The sequence below is a fragment of the Pseudomonas sp. 15C genome, from assembly GCF_055484735.1.
Genome location: NZ_JBUDGD010000036.1, coordinates 1 through 21,735 on the forward strand (window position 1 = coordinate 1; position 21,735 = coordinate 21,735).

Here is a 21,735-nt window from a genome sequence, read left to right on the forward strand (position 1 = left end):
CCTCCACTCAGCCTTCCGATGTCGCTGGTTAGGCAAGATCAAGATCAAGAGCACTCGAGCTGGCGCTCATTGTTGAGTGGTGAGAAGCGCCGCATGGCTTTGGGATTTGTGGTGGATTCGCCCCTCACCCCAGCCCTCTCCCGAGGGAGAGGGGGCCGATTTTGGTTGGATTTGGAATTTACGTACGACTCGGTATCTCACGTCGGCATAGCTCTCGCATCCACCACGGTCAGTCCCCTCTCCCTCCGGGAGAGGGCTAGGGTGAGGGGCTTTTGATTTTCGATTGCTGGCCTGGTGGTGCACGCGATCCCTGTGGGAGCTTGCCTGCAAGCGATGGCGGCCGCACAGGCAACACTTTCATTGCCAGACCCACCGCCATCGCCAGCAGGCTGGCAACCACAGGTATCCGAGTTCCAACTGACACAATGCGATCTAATGTGGGAGCTTGCCTGCAAGCGATGGCGTCCCCACAGGCGGCACTTCCATTGCCAGACCCACCGCCATCGCCAGCAGGCTGGCTCCCACAGGTTTACGCGGCGATTAAAACGCCGAACCCACCATTGCGGCGGGCTCGGCAGGTCGGTTAGAGCTTCGGCAACTGGCCGATGCGGCCGATCATTTCGGTGACGATTTGCAGGTCCAGCTGGAATTGCTCGACGGTCTTGAATTCGCCGTCGGTGTGGCCGGTGTATTTCACGTCCGGCATGGCCAGGCCGAACTGCACGCCGTTAGGCAGTTCATGCACCGACGTCGCGCCGGCGGAGGTGCCGAATTCGTGTTTCATGCCGAGGTTTTCCGTGGCAACCGCCAGTAACGCCTTGACCCATTCACCCTCGGGGTTGCGGTACATCGGCGCCGCGACCGAATAATCGAACGCCACCGCGACGTGGGTTTTCTTGCTCCAGGCGGCAAGTTTGTCGGCGATTTCGGTTTTCAGTTTCTCCGGCGATTTGCCTTTCGGCACACGCAGGTTCACGGCGAGCTTGAAGGTCTTGTCGTCCATGCCGACGAAGGTCGGCGAGGTGGTCAGCGGCCCCATGAACGCGTCGGAGAAACCGACGCCGAGCTTGTTGCCGAGATAATCCAGGCCCCAGTTGTCGGCGAGGTAACGGGCGGCGTCGGTGATGTGGTTATGCTTGAGCGCGACCTTGCCATCAACGCTATTGATGAAGTCGAGCATGCGCGCCACCGGATTGACCCCGGACTCGGGTTCGGAGGAGTGCGCGGACACGCCGGTCACCGTCAGTTTGACGTCCTTGCCATCGACCTTGGCGCTGACCTCAAAATTGCCGCCGTTGCGCTTGGCGTATTCACTACCGGCTTTTTGCAGGCTGGCCGCCAGTTCCGCAGGCTTGTCGGTGAGCACGGTGGCCACCGAGGCCGATGGAATCTGGTTGGTCGCCATGCCTCCGATCAGCGCAACGATTTCCGCACCCTTGCCTTCGCCTGTACGTTTGGCGAAGTTGGCCATGACCGTGCCGTAACCTTTTTCAGCAATCACCACCGGATAACCGCCGTCCAGCGCGAGGTTGTAGTTGGGTATCGGATTGCGTTCGAAGTAGTAAGGGATCGCGTCACCCGTGGTTTCTTCGGTGGTGTCGACCAGCAGCTTGAAGTTGCGCACCAGCGGCAGCTTTTCTTCCTTGATGACCTTCATCGCGTACAGGGTGACGACGATGCCGTTCTTGTCATCTTCAGTGCCGCGACCGTACATGCGATCACCGATCAGGGTGATCTTGAACGGGTCGAGGCGGGTGCCATCCTTGAGCACCCAGTTTTCCGGCGTCACCGGCACCACATCGGCATGCGCGTGAATGCCCACGACTTCTTCACCGCTGCCGTCGAGGGATATTTCGTAGACGCGATTGTCGATGTTGCGGAATTTCAGACCGAACGATTCGGCGAGACTCTTGATCTTCGCGGCGATCTTGATGAATTCCGGGTTGTCGTGCTGCTCGACGCCGTCCTTGCGGTAGGTCGGGATCTCGACCAGCTCACGCAGGGTTTCGGTGGCCGCGGCACTGTATTTGACCCGCGTGTACAGCCCGAGCAGGCGGTAGATCTCGTTCTGCTGTTCAGCGGTCAGGGTCTTTTTATTCAGATAAGCACCGATGGCCGGGCTGATCTCGGCTTTTTTCGCCAGATCACTTTTGCTCAGTTCGCTGAGGAACTGGTGGAAATCAGTCGCTGACGCGGCATTGTAGGTTTTCAGTATTTCGGCGCTTTGCTGCGCGGTGATGTTGGCTTGCGCAGGCGCGGTGAAGACGGCGAGGCCGGCCAGCATCAGTGTGGTGGCCGCGAGTTTTTTGAAAGGGACATTCATTGCGAAAGGCATTCCTTTGCAGAGTGATGAATAAGTCGTGCCTGAATCTCAGGACACATGCACTTACAAACTACCACCGCTGCGCAGGAATGCGGGAGCCCTGAAACGGGACGTGTCGCACAGAACCGCAAAAGCGACGCATCGATGAAAACGTCTCCATGCGCCAAAAGCGCGTCTGGGCTTGATCATGAGCGGTTATTCATGCTCAGCTCGTGGCCGACAATTCGATCGGATGACCGGCCCATGAAAGATCTCCCGCCGACCGCGACCTTGCGTGCCTTTGAAGTCGCCACCCGGCACCCGACTTTCACCGCTGCCGCAGAAGAACTGCACGTGACCCAGAGCGCGGTCAGCCATCAGCTCAAACACCTCGAAGCGCTGTGGGGGCTGCCGTTGTTCGAGCGTGGCAAGGCGTTGCGCCTCACCGCAGCGGGAGCGACGCTGGCGCCGATCGTGCGGGAATTTTTCATCAGTCTGGAGGCGACACTGGCTGATTTGCGCGAGCAAAAGGGCAGGGTGCGGCTGAGCGTCAGTACGACGTATTCCTTTGCGCTGAAATGGCTGTTGCCGCGTTTGCCGAATCTGTCACGGAAGCACCCCGAGCTGTTGGTGGCGCTGGACACCACAGACAAAATCATCCATTTCGCGGCGGGCCAGGCTGACGTGGCGATCCGGCTGGGCAAGGGCAACTACCCAGGGCTGTATGCGGAGTTTCTGTTCGGCGAGCAGGTGTTCCCGGTCGCCAGTCCCGAATTGTTGCAACGCTTAGGCATGCCGCACAGCCCGGCCGAATTGCTGCACTTTCCGCTGCTGACCCGCGATGGCGCCGAGTTGGTGCCGAAATGGGAGGCCTGGTTCGAAGCCATCGGGTTGGGGTTTTCGCCCGTTCGCGAAAGCGTCCGGTTTGGCGACACCAACATGACCGTAGAGGCTGCTTTGCTCGGTCAGGGCGTGGCGTTGGTACGCAGCGGCCACGTCGAGAACGAGATGGCCGATGGCCGACTGGTGCGCCTTTTCGATGTGCCATTCGCCTCGCCGCTTGCCTACTACTTTGTCTGTCCCAAGGGCATCGAAGCGCAGCCGCACATTGTCAGCTTTCGCCAGTGGTTGATGGCGGAGGCGGTGAAAGTCCGTTGAGGGGCTTCGTGAGGAATTGCTCATGACACAGTGAGGAGACTTCGCTTCAGTCCGCTGATTGCCTTACCTAATATGGTGCCCATGCCTACCCATATCGTGATCCTGGTTTTGTTCGCCGCACTCTTGCATGCCAGCTGGAACGCACTGCTGCGCGGCGGTGCCGATCGGCTGTGGTCGATGACCGTGATGTGCATCGCCATCGCCTTCACCTGTGCCATCGCCGCAGTGTTCATGCCGATACCCGCGGCGGCAAGTTGGGGTTACGCGGTGCTCTCGGCGCTGCTGCACGTCGGCTACAACCTGTTTCTGGTACGCAGTTACCGCGTCGCTGAACTGGGGCAGGTCTATCCGATTTCCCGTGGATCGTCGCCCGCGCTGATCACCCTCGGTGCTGCCGTTTTCGCCGGTGAACGCATCGCGCCCGGCCAACTGCTTGGCGTTGCGTTGGTGTCGGGCGGAATTATTTCGCTGGCCTTTAGCGGCCGCAGGCTGTCGGTGCCGAGCCTGCCTTACGCATTGGGCACCGGTTGTTTTATCGCCGCCTACAGCGTTGTCGACGGTATCGGCGCCAGGCTGTCAGGCGCGCCGCTGGCCTACACCGTGTGGATGTGCGCGTTGTGGGGTGTGCTGATGCCCGCGGTGTACATCGGTCTGCGCGACGCCCGCAGCCTGTTCACGGTTCGGCGGGGAACATTGGCCGCGGTGGTCGGCGGGCTGGTGTCATTGCTGGCCTACGCCATCGTCATCTACGCAATGAACGAAGCGCCGCTGGGCGCGGTATCGGCATTGCGCGAAACCAGCGTGCTGTTCGCAGCGTTGATCGGCTATCTGTTTCTCGGCGAAGCACTCAGCGTCCGGCGGATATTGGCGTGCGTGGTGATCGTCAGCGGCATTTTCATCATCGGCTGATACGGCCGACCAGTCAGGAGCCAGGTTCATGAATGAAGTCTCGCAGGCACCGTTGATTCTGATAACCGGTGGCAGCCGCGGGGTGGGCGCCGCCACGGCCCGACTCGCCGCCGCGCAAGGCTATGACGTCGCCATCAGCTATGTGGCTAACGAGTCCGCGGCGCGGGCGGTGGTTGCGGAGGTACAAGCCGCGGGGCGCAGGGGGTTGGCGGTGCGCGCCGACAGTGCCGATCCCGAACAGGTCGCCGCGTTGTTTGCGGCCATCGACCGCACGTTCGGACGCATCGACGTGCTGGTCAACAATGCCGGGATGCTGGCCAGACAATCGCGACTTGAAGACCTCGACTTTGCGCGGATGCAACGCATCTTTGCAGTCAACGCCATCGGGCCGATCCTGTGCGCCCAGCAGGCGATCAAGCGCATGTCGCACCGGCATAACGGCCCCGGCGGCGTGGTGATCAACGTGTCGTCCGCGTCAGCGCGTCTCGGCAGCCCCAATGAATACGTCGACTACGCCGCGTCGAAAGGCGCACTGGAAACCTTCACCGTCGGCCTGGCCAAGGAAGTCGCGCGTGAAGGCATACGCGTCAACTGCATCCGCCCCGGCCATATCTACACCGACATGCACGCCAGTGGTGGCGAACCGGGACGGGTCGACCGCGTCAAGGACTCGATTCCCATGGGTCGAGGCGGGCAGCCGGAGGAAGTGGCGCGGGCCATTCTATGGCTGGCGAGCGCGGAGGCATCGTTTGTCACTGGTACCTTTCTGGATGTGACAGGAGGTAAGTGATTCAGACGGCGGAAGCTGTTACCGGCCTTGAAATTCAGCCGGTCCGACGAACTGAAGGCGCAGCCGAACTTTCACGTATCGTCAGTTCAAAAGGCAGAATCACATGCTGCTCAGGATTGATCTTTTTCTCGATCAGGTTGATCAACATCTCGACGGCCGTGCGGCCAAAACCTTCGGCGGGTTGGGCAATGGTGGTCAGGGGCGGATCGCAGTAGTGCGCCAACGGAATATCATCGAATCCCACCACGGAGATATCTCCGGGCACCCGCAGGCCGGCTTCCTTGATGCGCTTGAGCGCGCCAATGGCCATTTCATCGTTTTCACAAAACAGCGCGGTAGGGCGATCGCTTAGCGTCAGCAGGGTGGCGGCGCCGTCGTAGCCGGCGCGCAGGCTGAAATCGCCATGGCAGATGATTGCCGTGTCGCTGGGGATGCCCGCCTTGGCCAGCGCCGCCTGATAACCGGCGACCCGTTGCTGGGTCAGGGGGCTGTGTTGAGGGCCTTTGATCAGGCCAATCCGCCGATGGCCCATACCGAGCAAGTGTTCAGTCATGGCCTTGGCAGCCGCGTGGTTGTCGAGGCTGATGGTGGGATGGCGTCCGCCCTGGATCACTTCACAGGCGTTCACCATCGGCGGCGGCTGATTGCTGTCAACCGGGAAGGGGTCGTAAGCGCGCAACTGAATCACGCCATCGGCCTGATGCGCGTAGACCAGCTCGGCAAATTCACGCTCGATCTCCTCGCGCCCCTGGGTATCGCACAACAGCAGTCGGTAACCGGCGGCCTGGGCAGCCGATTGCGCGCCGCTGATCACCCGAGCGAAAAACGTATTGGCAATTTTCGGCACCAGAATCACCAGGTTGCCGGTGCGCCGTGAGCGGAACTGCACGGCCATCAGGTTGGGGCGATAACCCGCTTGCTCGACCGCTGCATTGACGATGTCTCGGGTGGCCTGGCGCACACGCTCGGGCGATTTCAGGGTGCGCGATACGGTGGCGACCGAAACGCCAGCGAGCCGGGCGACTTCACGGATATTGGACAAAACCACCTCATGTCTGAACTGAACGTCGGGCGAGCTTACAGCAGGTCTGCCTGCGCTTGAATCCTTGCGAGCGTGGATTATCGGTTTGACAGCACACGCCCCAGCGCCTAAATTCCTGCTCAGATGTAACCGGTTACATTCGCCAGCGAACAGCTTTCAGCCGCGCCGGACAGAGAAGGTCAGCGATGAACACAGTGATACCTAAAATAAGAATGGGTTTTATCGGTGGAGGAGAGGGCTCTTTTATCGCTCAAGCGCACCATCAGGCCGCGGGGCTCGATGGCCGCTTTGAACTGGTGTGCGGAGCGTTCAGTCGCGACGCGCAGAACAACCTGCGTACGGGTAACCGCTTGGGCCTGCCTCAGTCGCGCTGTTACAGCACATGGCAATTGATGCTCGAAGCCGAGCGTGCGCTACCGGCTGAGCAGCGCATGGAACTGCTGGTGATCGTAACGCCTAACCATTTGCATGCGCCGGTCGCCAGCGAAGCACTGGCTGCAGGTTTTCATGTGTTCAGCGAGAAACCGGCCGCATTGAGCCTCGCGGAACTGCAGGACCTCAAAGTTCAATTGAACAGCAGCGCCGGACTGTACGGCTTGGCGCATACCTATTTGGGTTACCCGATGGTCTGGCAAGCACGGCACATGGTGCGCAACGGCGTCATCGGAAACCTGCGCAAGGTTCTGGTGGAATATCCTCAGGGCTGGCTCAGCCAGGATGTGGCCGGGCAAGGCAACAGGCAGGCCGAGTGGCGCGGGCAGCCGGCGTTGTCCGGTGCGGGCGGCTGCATCGCCGATATCGGCACCCACGCGTTTTCCCTGGCGGAGTTTGTGGCTGATCAAGCCATCACCCATTTGTGTGCCAACCTCGGTGTGCACGTCGAGGGTCGTCAGTTGGATGACGACGCCGCCATGCTGTTCAAGATGGCGCAGGGCGCCAGCGGTGTGCTGATCGCCAGCCAGGTCTGCGCGGGCGAAGAAAACCCGCTAAGCATTCGGGTCTACGGTGACAAGGGCGGCCTCGAATGGCGCCAGGAACAGCCTGCCAGCCTGATTCATCGCTCACTCGACCAACCGATGCGCATCCTGCGTTCCGGCACCGGGCAGCCGTGGTTGTGCGAGGCCGCGACCCAACGCATGCGCCTGCCCGCCGGGCATCCCGAAGGTTATCTGGAAGCGATGGCCAATCTGTACGGCGACTTTGCCACGGCCATCCGCGCAGGCGGGGTAAACCATGCCGCACCTGGTGTGCCGGGGATCGAAGTCGGCCTGCGCGGCATGGCGTTTATCGAGGCGGCCATTGCCAGTCACCACAGCAATGCCAAATGGACCCTTTTGGAGTGCAACGTATGAAACCGCAAGCGTCCGCTGTGACCGCAACGACTCCGGTTACCCAAGGCCTGCGCGGGCCGGGGATCTTTCTGGCGCAGTTCATCGGTGATCAGGCGCCGTTCGACACCCTGGCCAATATCGCTCAATGGGCGGCGTCCCAAGGCTACAGCGCCATTCAACTGCCGACGCTGGGCACACGCTTTATCGATCTTGAACGCGCGGCTGAAAGCCAGAGCTATTGCGATGAGTTGAAAGCCGTTTGCGCCAGTGTCGGCGTGGAAATCAGTGAACTGTCGACACACCTGCAAGGGCAATTGGTGGCGGTTCATCCGGCGTTCGATGCGTTGTTCGATGACTTCGCTCCGACTCATTTGCGCGGGCAGCCTCAGGCGCGCACCGAGTGGGCCATTGAGCAGTTGAAGCTGGCGGCGCGGGCCAGCCAGCGTCTGGGCCTGACCGCACACGCCACGTTTTCCGGGGCTCTGCTCTGGCCCTACATGTACCCGTGGCCGCAGCGTCCCAGCGGGCTGGTCGAGCAAGGGTTTGCCGAACTGGCCAAGCGCTGGTTGCCGATCCTCGACTGCTTTGACGAGGCCGGTGTCGACCTGTGCTACGAAATTCACCCCGGTGAAGACCTGCACGACGGCGCCTCCTTCGAGCGTTTCCTTGAAGCCGTCGATCATCATCCCCGCGCCGCGATCCTCTACGACCCCAGCCACTTGTTGCTGCAACAGATGGACTACCTGGGCTTTATCGACCGTTATCACTCACGTATCCGCATGTTCCACGTCAAGGACGCGGAATTCCGTCCGGATGCGCGCTCCGGTGTCTACGGCGGTTATCAGGGCTGGGTGGAGCGTCCCGGACGGTTCCGTTCGCTGGGGGACGGGCAGATCGACTTCAAGTCGATTTTCAGCAAGCTGACTCAATACGGATTCAGCGGCTGGGCCGTGCTGGAGTGGGAGTGCTGCCTGAAAGATTCTGCGCAAGGTGCTGCCGAGGGCGCTGCATTTATCCGCAAGCACATGATCACCCGAAGCGAAAAGGCCTTTGACGATTTCGCCAGCGTGGCCAGCGATGCGGCTTCCAACAGGCGCTTGCTCGGCTTGCCCGACGCCTGAATTTCACCCGCTGCTCCCAATAAAAACAAGACGGTGACTGTGATGACCTGGATGACCGCGCGCCTGAGCGCCATGATGTTTTTGCAGTTCTTTATCTGGGGTGGCTGGTTCGTCACCCTGGGCACTTTTCTTTCCAGCCAGCTGGGCGCCAGCGGCAGTCAGATCGGCATGGCGTTCTCGACCCAATCCTGGGGCGCGATCATTGCCCCGTTCGTGATCGGGCTGATCGCCGACCGTTTCTTCAATGCCGAACGCATTCTGGCGGTGTTGCATCTGGTAGGGGCGGTGTTGCTTTATCAGCTTTACCGGGCGCCAGATTTTGCCGCGTTCTATCCCTACGTACTCGCCTACATGATGATCTACATGCCGACGCTGGCATTGGTCAACTCGGTGGCCTTCCGGCAGATGCGCGACCCGGCGTTGGAATTCTCGCGCATTCGTGTGTGGGGCACCGTGGGCTGGATTGTCGCCGGAGTGGTGATCAGTTTTGTGTTCGCCTGGGACTCGAAAACCGCGATTGCCTCAGGAGGCCTGCGCAACACCTTTCTGATGGCGGCGCTGGCATCTCTGGTGCTGGGCGTCTACAGCTTCACGCTGCCGCGTACCGCACCGCTGAAAACCGAGAACACCCGAACCGGTGTCAAACAGCTCCTTGGCCTCGACGCCTTGGGCCTGTTGAAAGACCGCAGCTACCTGGTGTTTTTCATTGCCTCGATCCTGATCTGCATCCCGCTGGCGTTCTATTACCAGAATGCCAATCCGTTTCTGGCGGACATCGGCATGACCAATCCGACCGCGAAGATGGCCATCGGGCAGGTATCCGAAGTGCTGTTCATGCTCCTGCTGCCGCTGTTCATTCACCGCTTCGGCATCAAGATCGCCTTATTTATGGGCATGCTGGCATGGGCCTTGCGCTACGTGTTGTTCGCCTACGGCAACAACGCCGACCTGGCCTTCATGCTGTTCACCGGCATCGCCCTGCACGGGATCTGCTACGACTTTTTCTTCGTGTCCGGGCAGATCTACACCGACGCCAAAACCCCTGAGCGCTTCAGAAGCTCGGCTCAGGGCCTGATTACCCTGGCGACCTATGGCGTGGGCATGTTGATCGGTTTCTGGGTCGCGGGGCATGTCTCTGACTACTACGCCACACCTGAGGGGCATCAGTGGCAGAGCATCTGGTTGTTTCCGGCGTTCTTCTCCTTGGGTGTGGTGTTGGTGTTCATGTTTGCCTTTCGTGAAGCTCGCAAATCCGGGGCGGCGCCTGCCAGGGCTTGAGTGGGCACCTGCGCCTGTTCGCGCTTGCCATCGACTACCTGCGTTCGGCTTGCCTGACCTTGCGACTCAATCCAGGCGTCTTGCCTGTAATGCGTTTGAATGCACGACTGAACGCGGCTTGGGAGGTGTAGCCCAAACGTTGCGCTACCTCTTCAATCGGTAGCCTTTCGAGGGTCAGCCATTGGCTTGCAAGCCGCATTCGCAGTTCGGTGACATAGCGCAGCGGGGCCATGCCAAGGGTCGTCTGGAAGCGGTCCGCGAAGACCGAGCGTGAGGTATTGCAGTGCTCTGCCAGCTGCGCAACAGTCCAGTCGCGGCCCGGTTGTTGATGGAGTGCAAGCAGTGCACCGGCCAAGCGGGGGTCGCGCAAGGCGGCGACCAGGCCAGAAGCATTCCCGCAGGCGCACTCCACCCAGCCGCGCACGACCATGGCGGCTACCACGTCGGCCAAGCGCGCGAGGATACCGGCGTAGCCAACGCGTGCGGCGCTGACCTCGCGCTCCATGGTGGTCAGGATCGGCACCAGCCCGGGGTAGCGCTGGCCGCCGGCGTCAATCAGCATCAAGCCCGGCATCAGCCTGCCAAGCCCATGGATACTGCCCAGTTCAAACTCCATACAAGCACTGAACAAAATAGTGCTCGGGGCAGGGTTGGCATCGGTTCCGGTGTCTATCGCGCTGACGGCGTCACCCAAGGGCGCACCGTCCAGACGATCGATGTCCTGGACAGGCGCATCCGGATGGGAAAACAGTTGATGGGCTACGCCATGGGAGATGAACACCGCGTTGCCGGCAGACAGCGCATAGGTGCTGCCGTCGTCCATTCGCAGTACCGCATTGCCGACGGCCATGAAGTGGAACCAGGCGTGCCCGGGTTTTTCTGCAAAGCCCAAACCGAAGGTCGAGCCCGCCTGGATACGCCGATAGTCAACGCCACGCAGGCGCATGCTGCGCAACAGCTCGTTGATGAGGTCAGAGGAAAGGGCAAACTGATCTGCGGGCATCGTTCAGGTGTTTTAGTCAAAAAGTAGAGACTTTTGATCATAGATCATCCGGTTTTCGGCGCCTAGACTGCGGCACGAAATGAAGATCGGGAGATCCGTGCAATGACTGACTGTGTAGGTAACACCGTGTCCGACCGCCATTGCGGCGTCAGCGCCGACATAGAGCCTGCGGCACCTGCGTGGATGGCCGTCTTCTCGTTGGCAATGGGAGTGTTCGGCTTACTGACCGCAGAGTACCTTCCGGCCAGTTTGTTGACGCTGATGGCTACCGAGCTGGGAGTATCGGAAGCGCTGGCTGGGCAGGCAGTAACGGTGACAGCCGTGGTGGCGCTGTTCGCTGGCTTGTTGGTACCAGGACTGACCCGCGGCATCGACCGACGTTGGGTGTTGTTGGGTTTTTCCGTGCTGATGGTCGCGTCCAATCTATTGGTCGCGGTTTCCTCCAGCTTCGCGGTGCTGTTAGTGATGCGCATCTTGCTGGGCATTGCGCTTGGCGGGTTCTGGAGCATGGCGGCGGCGGTAGCGATGCGCTTGGTGCCGAGTGCCTTGTTGCCGCGGGCGCTGTCGATCATTTTCAGCGGCATCGCCATCGGCACCGTAGTGGCAGTGCCGCTGGGCAGCTATCTGGGCGGGTTGTATGGCTGGCGCAGCGCGTTCTTTGCAGCGGCGGCGGTAGGCATGGTGACGCTGGCTTTCCAGTCGTTCACGCTGCCGAAACTTGCGCCGCGGCGGCCAGCAAGGCTTCGCACCGTTTTCGAGGTGTTGCTGCGCCCCGGCATCGCCATGGGGATGTTCGGTTGTGTGCTGGTGCACAGCGGGCACTTCGCGATGTTTACCTATGTTCGGCCATTCCTTGAAGGGACGACCGGCATCGGTGCGCAAGGGCTGTCGCTGATGCTGCTGGGGTTCGGTGTGGCGAACTTCGTCGGCACGTTGTTGGCCGGCAGGCTGCTGGAGCGCTACCCGTTGGCCACTCTGGTGCTGATGCCCGCGCTGGTCGGCGTTGCAGCACTGGCGTTGGTGCTGTTGCCGGCTTCGGTGCCGGGGCAGGTGGTGTTGCTGGCGGTCTGGGGCATGGCGTTTGGTGGTGTGCCGGTGGCATGGTCGAACTGGGTCGCGAGCGCGGTACCGGATCAGGCGGAAAGCGCCGGAGGCATGGTCGTGGCCTCTGTACAGTCAGCCATCGCCACGGGCGCCGCCGCGGGTGGGGCGATGTTCAGCCTCGGTGGCAGCGCAGGCGTATTCGTAGCGGCAGGCGTGCTGATGCTGTTGGCCGCGTTACTGATTGCCCTGCGCGTCCGCGTCCCTTCTGCCCATGGCGTTCACCAGCCCAAACCTGCGTTGCACCTTTGATCCGTTTTTTCAGACTGCCTCGATCCGTCCGTAACCTGGAGATACCCAGTCGAGTGCTGGATCGCCTGAATGCACCGCCCGCCGATCCATGGCGGTAGTAAGAAGGTTTTAGCGGTTCAAGCAGGCTCAGTGGTCGTGATCTTCAGGGCCGTCATGCAGCAGGTGGAAGATGTTGCGCTTCATGCGGATGAATTGCGGGTCCATCACCATGTCCAGGTTGCGCGGGCGGCCGATCGGCACGTCGAGCACTTCCTTGATCCGACCGGGACGGGCGCCCATAACGAAAATACGGTCGCCGAGCAGGATCGCCTCATCGATATCGTGGGTGACGAACAGCACGGTTTTCTTGCTGTGTTCCCAGACCTTGAGCAGCAGTTGCTGCATCTGCAGGCGAGTCTGGCTGTCGAGCGCGCCGAACGGCTCGTCCATCAGCAGGATTTGCGGGTCGTTCGCCAAGGCTCGGGCAATGGCCACACGTTGCATCATCCCGCCGGACAACTGCTTGGAGTAGTTGTCGGCGAAGCGCAGCAGGCCCACTTCGTTGAGGTAGAACTCAACGATTTCCTTGCGCTCGGCGGCGGGCATTCCACGGCGCTTGAGGCCGAACTCGATGTTTTTACGCACGGTCAACCACGGAAACAGCGTGTAGCCCTGGAACACCATGCCGCGATCGGCGCCGGGGCCGTCGACTTGCTGACCACCGACGTAGATATCGCCCGAGGTCGGTTCCGCCAGGCCGGCGGTCAGATACAGCAGGCTGGACTTGCCGCAACCGGACGGGCCGACCAACACGGCGAACTGCTGATCGGGGACCTCGAACGAGACGCTGTCGAGCGCCGTAAATGTGCTGCCCGACGGTGTCTGGTATTGCAGGGTGACGTTATCGACCCGCAAGCGTGGAGTGGCCGAAGCTGCCACGGGAGTCGGGCGAAGCTGGATCGGCGAAGTTGCAGTTACTGAGCCCATGCGGCCACCTTCAAGCGAAGAAGTCTGAAAAGTTGATCGGTGATCAGGCCCAACAGGCCGATGACCGCGATTGCCAGGAAAATCACGTCGACCTGAAACCCGCGCATGGCCTTGAGGCTCAGGTAACCCAGGCCGCTGGAGGCGGCGACCAGTTCGGCGACCACCAGATACGTCCAGGCCCAGCCCATCGTCACGCGCAGGGTATCCAGCACGCCGGGCAGTGAGGCCGGGGCGATGACGTGCAGCACCGCGTCCGCGCGGCTCGAGCCCAGGGTGTACGACGCGTTGATCAGGTCCTTGGAAATGCCCTTGGAGACGTCAGCGATCATCACCACTTGCTGGAAAAACACGCCGAAGATGATGATCGACACGCGTTGCTCCAGACCGATGCCGATCCAGAGGATGAACAGCGGCACGAACGAGGTCACCGGCAGGTAGCGGATGAAGTTGACCAGCGGCTCGAGGAACGCTTGCACGACCCGGAAACTGCCCATCATCAGGCCGATGGGCACAGCCACTACTGAAGAAATAATGAAGCCGACCATCACCACTTCCACACTGGCCCACACGTGCGGGCCGAGGGTGCCATCACGGGCCAGGCGCATCGCGGCATCGAACACCGCGCCCGGTGTCGGCAGGAACATGGCCGGCACCACGCCGCCGTAGGAAAGACAGGCCCAGAGGCCGATCAGCAGAGCCCAGGCCAGACCGCTGGCGCTCCAGATCACCTGCACCGGCAGGCTGGTCTTGGGCGTCAGGCAACGGTTCAGCCACGAATTGCGCTTGGACATGAGGTGCTCCTCGGTTATTTCGGGCTGACGAAACGGTTGTCGATCAGGTCGCTGTAGCTCACGTTGTACGGCTTGCCCTGCAGCTCGCTGGCGGTTTCGTTGGCCAGTTTGATCACCGTGGCGGCCTCGCCGGTGCTGCCGTTGCTGCCCAGCAGTTTTTCGCTCATGGCCTGATCGTAGAAACGCACGCCCTTGGCTGCCGCCTCCAGTTCTGCCGGGTCGGCGAGGTAGCCCCCCACGCCCTTGGCCATGATTGCGTAAGCCTCTTTCGGGTGGTCCTTGGTGTACTGCACGGCTTTGTACAGGCCTGCGACCAGCGCCTTGACGTCCGCCTGTTGCTTGTCGATCACATCGCAGCTCAGGGCGACGACATCGACGATCACCCCCGGCGTAGTGCTGCTGTCCACCAGAACCTTGCCTTGCTGTTTGCTGCGGACGGTGCTCAGGTGCGGCTCCCAGGTCACGGCGGCCGGTACACGGCCGGCGATGAAGGCGGTGGCGGCGTCGTCGGCGGTCATGTTCTGGATGGTCAGGTCGCTCATCTTCATGCCGGCGTTTTTCAGCAGGTAGTTAAGCCAGAACTGCGAGACCGAACCTTCGTTGACGGCAACGGCCTTGCCTTTGAGGTCCTGCAGGCTGTTGACATCCTTGCCCACCAGCACGCCGTCGCCGCCATGGCTGTCGTCCAGCGCGGCCACGGCCTTGAAGCAGAACTGCGGACGGTACTTGAGGATTTCATCGAGGGTCGAGGCCGAGCCGGACAACTTGCCCGAGGCCTGCGCCGCCATGTACATCGAGGCTTCTTCGATGGTCGGCAGCTCGACGGTCAGGCCGCCTTCCTTGAAGTAGCCCAGATCCCTGGCCAGGTACAGGGTGCCGTAACCCACCCAGGTGGTGTGTCCGATGGACAGGGTGCCGGCCTGGGCGCCGCTGGCGATGCCGGCAGCCATTGCAGTCAGGGCCAGCGGACGCACGCAGCGCGATACGAAAGACTTGATCATTGAACACTCCCGGATGTTTTTTTGGTTTGAATAGGTCTCGGGGCAGTGGGGCTAGACGCCAAAAACTTGAAACGCTTGTGGCCTCTGACGGACCTTTTGCCGCTGTGGGGCAGGGTTGATGTTGGCGGATGTCGAGGGATAGGAAAATTAGTAAATATGTGGTCCCTGATGAGGAAAAAACTGGGGTGAAAAAAACCTGTTCGATGCTGGGGCAGGGCGAATGAAAACGCCGCTTCGCGGTGCACGGACGCGGCGTTTTCGTGAGGTTTTATCGCCCTCCAGACCCAGCGGATCGAACTGCTTCAACCGGCCGTGGCATGGTCCCGGACATGCCTTTCGACGGTGGATCGATCGCCCCGCAGAATCATGTCCGCCGCTTTCTCCCCGATCATGATGCACGGCGCATTGGTGTTGCCGCTGATCAGGCTCGGCATGATCGAGGCGTCGACCACGCGCAGCCCTTCGATACCGTGCACCTTCAGATCCGGCCCGACCACGCTCATCGGATCGACCCCCATCTTGCAGGTACCCACCGGATGGAACACCGTCGCGGCGTACTCACGCACGTAGGCCATCAACTGCTCGTCGGTCTGCACGTGTTTGCCGGGGAGCATCTCTGTGCCGCGAATGGCATCGAACTGCTGATCGGCGAGAATCCTGCGCGCCAGCTTCAGCCCCTCGATCAGCACCTTTGCGTCTTCAGGGTCGGAGAGAAAATTGAAGTCAATGACCGCTTTGCCGTTTCGATCGAGGCGCAACTGGCCAATGCTTTTCGGCCGCAGCACGCAGGTGTGTACCGCGTACCCGTGGCCCCATTCGAACAGGCGCCCGCGATGGCTGCGATAACCGGGCACGAAGTGAAACTGCACATCCGCCAGCGCTTCTGCCAGCGGCGTGCGAGCGAAGCCACCGGCCTCGACGTAGTTGGTGGTCAGCCAGCCTTTCTTGCCGAGCACATAGCGCAGCGGCGACAGCAGAATGCTCGGCAGCGAACCCAGGGAGAACCCCAGCGTCAGCGGACTTTTCGAGCGCACGGTGATCAAGCCGTCGAGGTGATCCTGCAAGTTCTTGCCAACGCCCGGCAGGTCATGTTCGACCTTGATCCCGGCGTCTTTCAGTTCGCTGGCCGGGCCGATCCCCGAGGCCAACAGCAAGCTCGGGCTGGCCAGAGAACCCGCCGACAAAATCACCTCGCGACGTGCAGTCAGTCGGGTTTGCTGCCCCTCTGAAGCCACGCGCACACCCTTGGCCACGCGCTGTTCGAGGATCAGCGATTGCATCGCGCAGTCGGTGATGACCGTGAGGTTGGACCGCTCGAGCACCGGCGCCACAAAGGCGCGATAGCTTGACAGCCGCCTGGCGTCTTTCTGGGTCAGGTTGTAGATCCCACACCCCTCAAGCTGCTCGCCATTGAAATCGTCGTTGCGGCGGATGCCGATCTTTTGTGCGGCGTTGACGAACAGCTGCGACACCGGGTTCGGGTCGCGGGCGGCTTCAACGTTCAGCTCGCCTGAAGTGCCATGCAGACGCGTGTCCTGACCGAGGCGGTTGTTTTCGGATTTCTTGAAAAACGGCAGCACGCTGTTCCAGTCCCAACCCGCGCAGCCAGCCTCGGCCCAGCGATCGTAATCGCTGGCGTGACCGCGGATGTAGATCATGCTGTTCATCGAGCTCGAACCGCCCAACGCCTTGCCCCGAGGGGTGTGCAGGCTGCGGCCGTTGAGGTGCTGCTGCGGTGCGGAAAAGAAGTTCCAGCTGTACTTTTTGCTCTTGTACAGGGTGATGGTTCCAGCGGGCGTCTGGATGCGCAGGTTGTTGTCGTGGCTGCCCGCTTCGATCAGGCAGACGCTGACAGCAGGGTCCGCGCTCAGACGGTTCGCCAGTACGCAACCGGACGAACCGGCGCCGACGATGATGTAGTCGTAATCGGTTTTCATACGGATTCACTCAAATTGTTCCCGGGCGACGAATCAGCGCAGCTGAAACCAGGTGGTTTTCAGTTGGGTGTATTTATCGAAGGAGTGCAGCGACAGGTCGCGGCCGAAGCCAGATTGCTTGCCGCCCCCAAAGGGCACGGTCACGTCCAGTGCATCCACGGTGTTGACCGACACGGTTCCGGCATTCAATCGTCCCGCCACGCGATGAGCGCGGTTGAGGTCATCGCTCCAGACCGATGCGGCGAGGCCGTAAATGTGATCGTTGGCCATCGCCACGGCCTGGTCTTCGTCATCGAACGCAGTGATTGCAAGCACCGGGCCGAACACCTCTTCGCGCGACAGATGCATGTTGGGCGTGACGTCTGTGAAGAGCGTCGGCTGAATGAAATTGTTCGAGCCGTTGATCATCACCCGGTCGCCGCCCGCCACCAGGTGCGCGCCGCCGGCACTGGCGCCGGCGATGTAATCCATGACCCGTGACGCTTGCCTGGCGTCGACGATGGCGCCCATTTTGCTCGCCGGATTCAGCGGGTCGCCTGGCTGCCAGTGCTGCGCCTTTTCAATCATGCGCTCGACGAACTCGTCATGAATCGAACGTTGCACCAACAGTCGCGAGTTGGCCGAGCACACTTCGCCCTGATTGAAGAAGATCCCGAAAGCGGCTTTCTCGGCGGCCAGATCCAGGTCCTGACAGTCGGCAAACACCAGGTTCGGGCTCTTGCCACCGCACTCCAGCCAGACCTGCTTGAGGTTTGATTGCGCGGCGTATTGCATGAAGTATTTGCCGACCTGCGTCGAGCCCGTGAACGCCAGCGCGTCGACGTCCGGGTGCAATCCCAGCGCGCGTCCGGCGTGTTCGCCCAACCCGGTGGCCACGTTGAACACGCCTTCCGGCACGCCGGCTTCGAGTGCCAGTTGCGCCAGGCGCAGTGCCGAAAACGGCGATTGCTCGGCGGGTTTGAGAATCACACTGTTACCTGCCGCCAGTGCGGGAGCGAGCTTCCAGGCGGCCATGTCCAGCGGGAAGTTCCACGGCACCACCGCAGCGATCACGCCCAGCGGCACGCGGGTAATGGTCGCCAGTGAGCCGGGGCCAGTGGGCGCGACCTGATCGTAAAGCTTGTCGAGACTTTCGGCGTACCAGGCGAAAACATGCGCGGCGCCGGGCACGTCGATGCTGTAGGCGTCCATCACCGGCTTGCCCATGCTCAGGGAGTCCAGCAATGCCAGTTCTTCGCGATTGGCCAGAATCAGTTCAGACAAGCGCAGCAGGATAGCCTTGCGCTCTCTGGGCTGCATGCGCGCCCATGGGCCGCTTTCGAAGCTTTTGCGCGCGACGCGAACGGCGAGGTCGACATCCGCATTCGAACAAGCCGCGACGTTTGCCAGCAAGGCGTTGGTGGCGGGGTTGATCACGGCGAACGTTTCACCGCTCTGCGCTTGATGCATGTGCCCTGCGATCAACGCGGCGTCGATGAAACGCTGCTGTTCGGCAAGGCGTTGCCAGCTTTTGAAATCCGTCACTGCACACACTCCTTCAATGGCCTCGGCGGGCCATGTTTGCGATCAGTGGTGCCGATAGTGGGCGATGTGACGGGGTCAGGAAATGATTAAAAATGTGTTCGCTGTCGATAAAAAAACTCGCCAATAACGCACCTTGGCGGTGCGTTTACGCACCGTTTCGGGGTCAGTTTTTTTAGCTTCAATGGGCAGGTATTTGCTTGTTTCTCAAAGGCTTTGCACGTCGCACAATAGCGCGCAAGATCTGCGGTCATGGTTCAGCGAATTCGAGGTAGCAATGGCAGCCTACAACCTGCGACAACTCAAGTATTTCGTCACCACGGTTGAGTGCGGCAGCGTCGCCGAGGCGTCGCGCAAGCTGTACATCGCGCAGCCTTCGGTCTCTACCGCGATCAAACACCTGGAAGAAAGCTTTGCCGTGCAGCTGTTCATTCGGCACCACGCTCAGGGCGTGTCGCTGACGCCCAGTGGCGCACGCTTCTATCGCAAGGCTCAGGAGCTGTTGCGGGTGGCCCACGAGTTCGAGCAGAACGCCTTGGCGGACAATGATGTGGTCGCTGGGCAGATCGATATCGGCTGCTTCGAAACCGTCGCGCCGCTGTACCTGCCACGCTTGATTTCAGGGTTCCGTGATCGCTGGCCGGGTGTGGAAATCCGCATCCGCGATGGTGAGCAACAGGAGCTGGTGCAGGCGCTGACCTCCGGTAGCATCGATCTTGCAATCCTCTACGAACACGATCTGGACAGCACCATCGACACCGCGCCGTTGATGGCCCCGCAGCAACCCTACGCGCTATTGCCGGAGGGGCATCGCTTCGCCCATCAGGCCAAGGTTTCGCTCAACGATCTGGTGCTGGAGCCGATGGTGTTGCTCGACGTACAGCCGAGCCGCACCTATTTCGTGAGCATCTTCGAAGAACGCGGGCTGACGCCGCACATCCAGTTCAGCTCGCCATCGATAGAAATGGTGCGGGGCATGGTCGGGCGCGGGTTCGGTTTCTCGATTCTGGTGACCCGCCCGCAGTCCAACCTCACTTACGACGGACAGAAACTGGTGTGCGTGCCGCTGGCCGAAGAGGTCACCGGTTCTGGATTGTCAGCCGCCTGGTTGCGCCGTTCGCAATTGACCAAACCGGCGCAGTTGTTCGTGGATCATTGTCGGCAAGAGTTGGCGCCGAAGTAGCTTTTGGAAAAGCCATTTCACCTCTGTAGCGGCACGCCGGGCTGCTACAGAGCTTGTGTTGACTGGAGCTTGTCGATTATCCGCCGCAACATCGCATCACAACCATCCAGTTGCGCAACGCTGACAAACTCATCCGGCTTGTGCCCCTGATCCATGCTCCCTGGCCCACACACTACGGTGGGAATGCCGATAGCATCGAACAATCCGCCTTCGGTGCCGAACGCCACGGTCGTGAACTCATCCGAACCACAGAAATGTGCAATCAACCGCGCCGCCTGGCTTTTCGCGTCGGTGACCAGGCCGGGGTACGCGGACAACTCGGAGAAACGCACGTCGCTACCCGCATTGACGGTGCGCATTTTTGGCAGCACGTGGGCCTCGGCATAATGCTGAAGCTGCGCTGCTACCGCGCGCGGATCCTGCGCAGGCAGCGCGCGGACTTCGAAATCGAAGCAGCAGTCAGCTGGGACGATATTCAACGCCTTGCCGCCGCTGATCACCCCGGTCTGCACCGTGGTAAACGGCGGTTCAAAGCGCGGATCGTGCAGATCCATCGCGCGCAGTGCCGTGCCGATGCGCCCCAGTTCACCGATCAGTTCAGCCGCGTACTCGATGGCGTTCACGCCCTCAGGCGCATAGGCCGAATGGCAGGCCGCGCCATGCACTTCGCAACGCATCGCCAGTTTGCCCTTGTGTCCGAGCACCGGCTTGAGTTCGGTGGGTTCACCGATGATGCACAGCAGCGGCTTGACCGGCCGTTTCTCAAACTCGGCAAGCAATGCGCGCACACCCAGGCAACCGACTTCTTCATCATAGGACAGCGCGATGTGCACTGGCATGTTCAAGGGCGCCGCGAGCAGATCGGGGACCGCTGCCAACACGCAAGCGATATAGCCTTTCATGTCGGCGGTACCGCGCCCGAACAACTTGCCGTTGTGTTCACTGAGTGCAAACGGCGCGACTGTCCACGGTTGTCCGTCCACCGGCACCACATCGGTATGCCCGGACAGTACGATGCCCGGACGATCCGCCGGGCCGAGGGTTGCAAAGAGGTTCGCCTTGTTGCGCTGCTCGTTGAAGATCAGCTCGCAGGGCACGTCGAATTGCGCGAGATAGTCGCGCACGAATTCGATCAGTTGCAGATTCGACTCGCGACTGGTGGTGTCGAAGGCCACCAATGCCGCCAACAATTCCCGGCTTTTGCTCATGTGTCGATCCTTGCCTGGCTCACGGGCGTCTTATTCGTCACCGGGCACGCCATAGCTCGGGGCCTTGGTCGGGTCGAGGGCGCGGGTGATGTAGTCCTGCATCTGCGGCTGGTAGTCACTCCACAGTTGCGCGAGTTTGCCGATAGGGTCGTGGTCGGCCCAGTCCACGCGCAGGTCGACGATGGGCCAGGTCAGTTCGCCGACCACCACCAGCGCTGCGGAGTGTACCGGGCCGGCTTCGCCGCCGGCCGCGACGGCTGCCTGCATGGCGGCGATCAAACGGTCAGCCAGTTGCCCGCCACTGTTTTCAAAGGTCTGCACCAGCACTTCGATCACCGCGCGATCAGCGAGCATGTTGCCCGCGCCGACGCACTGTTCGCCAGCCAGCGCGTTGTGCGTACCGAGGGTTTCACTGCCGCTGAAATGCGCGGTCTGACCCAAGTGATCGATGGCGGTCAGCTGGCGAAACTGGCTGTAGCCGTTGCTCGTCAGCGCTTTGTCCAGCGCCTCGGCGGGTGAGCGGCCGTTTTCCATCTGGTCGAGCACGTGTGGGCCGAGGGCGGGGAGGGTGATGTTCTGCGTGGCCACCGCGCCAACGCCCGGACGCAGCCACGGGCAGCGTGCACCCACGGCGATGCTGGAAGAGCTGATGGCGATGCCCAGTTGTCCTGTTTCGGCGCAACGGCCGACGATTGAAAACGTCATGAAGTGTTTGTCCTGTTCCGTCCTGACCTGCCATCCGCCGGCCGGGCGCGGGATACGCGGCCCGGTCGGGATGGGACATGGGTGCATTCTGTCGATGCGCAGGCATTGGCGAAACGAGGTTTTTTGTGGAGCCGGG

18 protein-coding genes are annotated in these 21,735 nt (G+C 61.3%); 8 read left to right on the top strand and 10 right to left on the bottom strand.

The features are described 5' to 3' along the window. Nucleotides 1-583 precede the first annotated feature (583 nt). Nucleotides 584-2,323 (bottom strand): dipeptidase, encoded by a 1,740-nt coding sequence (locus tag ACYYKW_RS18045; protein WP_464990718.1) that lies wholly within the window; start codon nt 2,321-2,323, stop codon nt 584-586. A 243-nt stretch (nt 2,324-2,566) separates the two neighbouring features. Here ACYYKW_RS18045 and gcvA point away from each other — a divergent pair, with 243 nt between their 5' ends. The 3 genes from gcvA (at nt 2,567) to ACYYKW_RS18060 (ending at nt 5,159) form a co-directional block, all read left to right on the top strand. Then, the gene (gcvA, locus tag ACYYKW_RS18050) at nt 2,567-3,460 is read left to right on the top strand and encodes a transcriptional regulator GcvA (protein WP_464990719.1); all 894 of its coding nucleotides are present in this window, start codon (nt 2,567-2,569) and stop codon (nt 3,458-3,460) included. 81 nt (nt 3,461-3,541) lie between these two features. After that, a complete protein-coding gene (locus tag ACYYKW_RS18055) occupies nt 3,542-4,369 on the top strand; it encodes an EamA family transporter (protein WP_464990720.1) in 828 nt (275 codons plus the stop codon). 28 nt (nt 4,370-4,397) lie between these two features. After that, nucleotides 4,398-5,159, top strand: a complete 762-nt coding sequence (locus ACYYKW_RS18060) for an SDR family oxidoreductase (protein ID WP_464990721.1) — start codon at nt 4,398-4,400, stop codon at nt 5,157-5,159. A 34-nt stretch (nt 5,160-5,193) separates the two neighbouring features. On the opposite strand, the gene ACYYKW_RS18065 is transcribed toward ACYYKW_RS18060, so the two are convergent. Continuing rightward, nucleotides 5,194-6,201, bottom strand: coding sequence for a LacI family DNA-binding transcriptional regulator (locus ACYYKW_RS18065; protein WP_464990722.1), 1,008 nt, complete (start codon nt 6,199-6,201; stop codon nt 5,194-5,196). Nucleotides 6,202-6,386: 185 nt separating this feature from the next. Here ACYYKW_RS18065 and ACYYKW_RS18070 point away from each other — a divergent pair, with 185 nt between their 5' ends. The 3 genes from ACYYKW_RS18070 to ACYYKW_RS18080 are packed head-to-tail and all read left to right on the top strand — an operon-like array spanning nt 6,387 to nt 9,931. Then, a complete protein-coding gene (locus tag ACYYKW_RS18070) occupies nt 6,387-7,553 on the top strand; it encodes a Gfo/Idh/MocA family protein (RefSeq protein ID WP_464990723.1) in 1,167 nt (388 codons plus the stop codon). Beyond that, nucleotides 7,550-8,653: a sugar phosphate isomerase/epimerase family protein gene (locus ACYYKW_RS18075; protein WP_464990724.1), complete on the top strand. Its 1,104-nt coding sequence runs from the start codon at nt 7,550-7,552 to the stop codon at nt 8,651-8,653. The genes ACYYKW_RS18070 and ACYYKW_RS18075 overlap by 4 nt, the downstream gene beginning before the upstream one ends. Nucleotides 8,654-8,695: 42 nt before the next feature. After that, on the top strand, nt 8,696-9,931 hold the full coding sequence (locus ACYYKW_RS18080) for an MFS transporter (protein WP_464990725.1): 1,236 nt from the start codon (nt 8,696-8,698) through the stop codon (nt 9,929-9,931). Nucleotides 9,932-9,965: 34 nt separating this feature from the next. Here ACYYKW_RS18080 and ACYYKW_RS18085 read toward each other — a convergent pair whose 3' ends face one another. Next, on the bottom strand, nt 9,966-10,934 hold the full coding sequence (locus tag ACYYKW_RS18085) for an AraC family transcriptional regulator (RefSeq protein ID WP_464990726.1): 969 nt from the start codon (nt 10,932-10,934) through the stop codon (nt 9,966-9,968). Between the two features lie 102 nt (nt 10,935-11,036). Between ACYYKW_RS18085 and ACYYKW_RS18090 the strand changes: the two genes are divergently transcribed. Next, nucleotides 11,037-12,287: an MFS transporter gene (locus ACYYKW_RS18090; RefSeq protein ID WP_464990727.1), complete on the top strand. Its 1,251-nt coding sequence runs from the start codon at nt 11,037-11,039 to the stop codon at nt 12,285-12,287. 126 nt (nt 12,288-12,413) lie between these two features. On the opposite strand, the gene ACYYKW_RS18095 is transcribed toward ACYYKW_RS18090, so the two are convergent. From ACYYKW_RS18095 to ACYYKW_RS18115, 5 genes are all read right to left on the bottom strand, one after another. After that, nucleotides 12,414-13,253, bottom strand: a complete 840-nt coding sequence (locus ACYYKW_RS18095) for an ABC transporter ATP-binding protein (protein WP_464990728.1) — start codon at nt 13,251-13,253, stop codon at nt 12,414-12,416. Then, nucleotides 13,241-14,044 (bottom strand): ABC transporter permease, encoded by an 804-nt coding sequence (locus ACYYKW_RS18100; RefSeq protein ID WP_093101517.1) that lies wholly within the window; start codon nt 14,042-14,044, stop codon nt 13,241-13,243. The genes ACYYKW_RS18095 and ACYYKW_RS18100 overlap by 13 nt, the downstream gene beginning before the upstream one ends. Nucleotides 14,045-14,058: 14 nt before the next feature. Next, on the bottom strand, nt 14,059-15,045 hold the full coding sequence (locus tag ACYYKW_RS18105) for an ABC transporter substrate-binding protein (protein ID WP_093101520.1): 987 nt from the start codon (nt 15,043-15,045) through the stop codon (nt 14,059-14,061). A 302-nt stretch (nt 15,046-15,347) separates the two neighbouring features. After that, entirely contained in the window at nt 15,348-16,982 is a 1,635-nt protein-coding gene (locus ACYYKW_RS18110) for a GMC family oxidoreductase (protein WP_464990729.1), read from the bottom strand. Between the two features lie 33 nt (nt 16,983-17,015). Next, nucleotides 17,016-18,506, bottom strand: a complete 1,491-nt coding sequence (locus tag ACYYKW_RS18115; protein ID WP_464990730.1) for an aldehyde dehydrogenase — start codon at nt 18,504-18,506, stop codon at nt 17,016-17,018. Nucleotides 18,507-18,780: 274 nt separating this feature from the next. Between ACYYKW_RS18115 and ACYYKW_RS18120 the strand changes: the two genes are divergently transcribed. Further along, complete coding sequence (locus ACYYKW_RS18120; protein ID WP_464990731.1) at nt 18,781-19,686, top strand: LysR family transcriptional regulator; 906 nt, start codon at nt 18,781-18,783, stop codon at nt 19,684-19,686. Nucleotides 19,687-19,730: 44 nt separating this feature from the next. Here the strand turns inward: ACYYKW_RS18120 and argE are convergent, their stop codons facing one another. Beyond that, nucleotides 19,731-20,894, bottom strand: coding sequence for an acetylornithine deacetylase (gene argE, locus ACYYKW_RS18125; protein WP_464990732.1), 1,164 nt, complete (start codon nt 20,892-20,894; stop codon nt 19,731-19,733). 30 nt (nt 20,895-20,924) lie between these two features. Beyond that, the gene (locus ACYYKW_RS18130) at nt 20,925-21,599 is read right to left on the bottom strand and encodes a DUF1028 domain-containing protein (protein ID WP_464990733.1); all 675 of its coding nucleotides are present in this window, start codon (nt 21,597-21,599) and stop codon (nt 20,925-20,927) included. Nucleotides 21,600-21,735: the final 136 nt, after the last annotated feature.

Coding starts and splice junctions, on each gene's coding strand:
- argE (WP_464990732.1), bottom strand. CDS start 20,894: ATGAGCAAAAGCCGGGAATTGTTGGCGGCATTGGTGGCCTTCGACACC.
- ACYYKW_RS18090 (WP_464990727.1), top strand. CDS start 11,037: ATGACTGACTGTGTAGGTAACACCGTGTCCGACCGCCATTGCGGCGTC.
- ACYYKW_RS18110 (WP_464990729.1), bottom strand. CDS start 16,982: ATGAAAACCGATTACGACTACATCATCGTCGGCGCCGGTTCGTCCGGT.
- ACYYKW_RS18055 (WP_464990720.1), top strand. CDS start 3,542: ATGCCTACCCATATCGTGATCCTGGTTTTGTTCGCCGCACTCTTGCAT.
- ACYYKW_RS18100 (WP_093101517.1), bottom strand. CDS start 14,044: ATGTCCAAGCGCAATTCGTGGCTGAACCGTTGCCTGACGCCCAAGACC.
- ACYYKW_RS18130 (WP_464990733.1), bottom strand. CDS start 21,599: ATGACGTTTTCAATCGTCGGCCGTTGCGCCGAAACAGGACAACTGGGC.
- ACYYKW_RS18045 (WP_464990718.1), bottom strand. CDS start 2,323: ATGAATGTCCCTTTCAAAAAACTCGCGGCCACCACACTGATGCTGGCC.
- gcvA (WP_464990719.1), top strand. CDS start 2,567: ATGAAAGATCTCCCGCCGACCGCGACCTTGCGTGCCTTTGAAGTCGCC.
- ACYYKW_RS18080 (WP_464990725.1), top strand. CDS start 8,696: ATGACCTGGATGACCGCGCGCCTGAGCGCCATGATGTTTTTGCAGTTC.
- ACYYKW_RS18070 (WP_464990723.1), top strand. CDS start 6,387: ATGAACACAGTGATACCTAAAATAAGAATGGGTTTTATCGGTGGAGGA.
- ACYYKW_RS18105 (WP_093101520.1), bottom strand. CDS start 15,045: ATGATCAAGTCTTTCGTATCGCGCTGCGTGCGTCCGCTGGCCCTGACT.
- ACYYKW_RS18095 (WP_464990728.1), bottom strand. CDS start 13,253: ATGGGCTCAGTAACTGCAACTTCGCCGATCCAGCTTCGCCCGACTCCC.
- ACYYKW_RS18075 (WP_464990724.1), top strand. CDS start 7,550: ATGAAACCGCAAGCGTCCGCTGTGACCGCAACGACTCCGGTTACCCAA.
- ACYYKW_RS18085 (WP_464990726.1), bottom strand. CDS start 10,934: ATGCCCGCAGATCAGTTTGCCCTTTCCTCTGACCTCATCAACGAGCTG.
- ACYYKW_RS18120 (WP_464990731.1), top strand. CDS start 18,781: ATGGCAGCCTACAACCTGCGACAACTCAAGTATTTCGTCACCACGGTT.
- ACYYKW_RS18060 (WP_464990721.1), top strand. CDS start 4,398: ATGAATGAAGTCTCGCAGGCACCGTTGATTCTGATAACCGGTGGCAGC.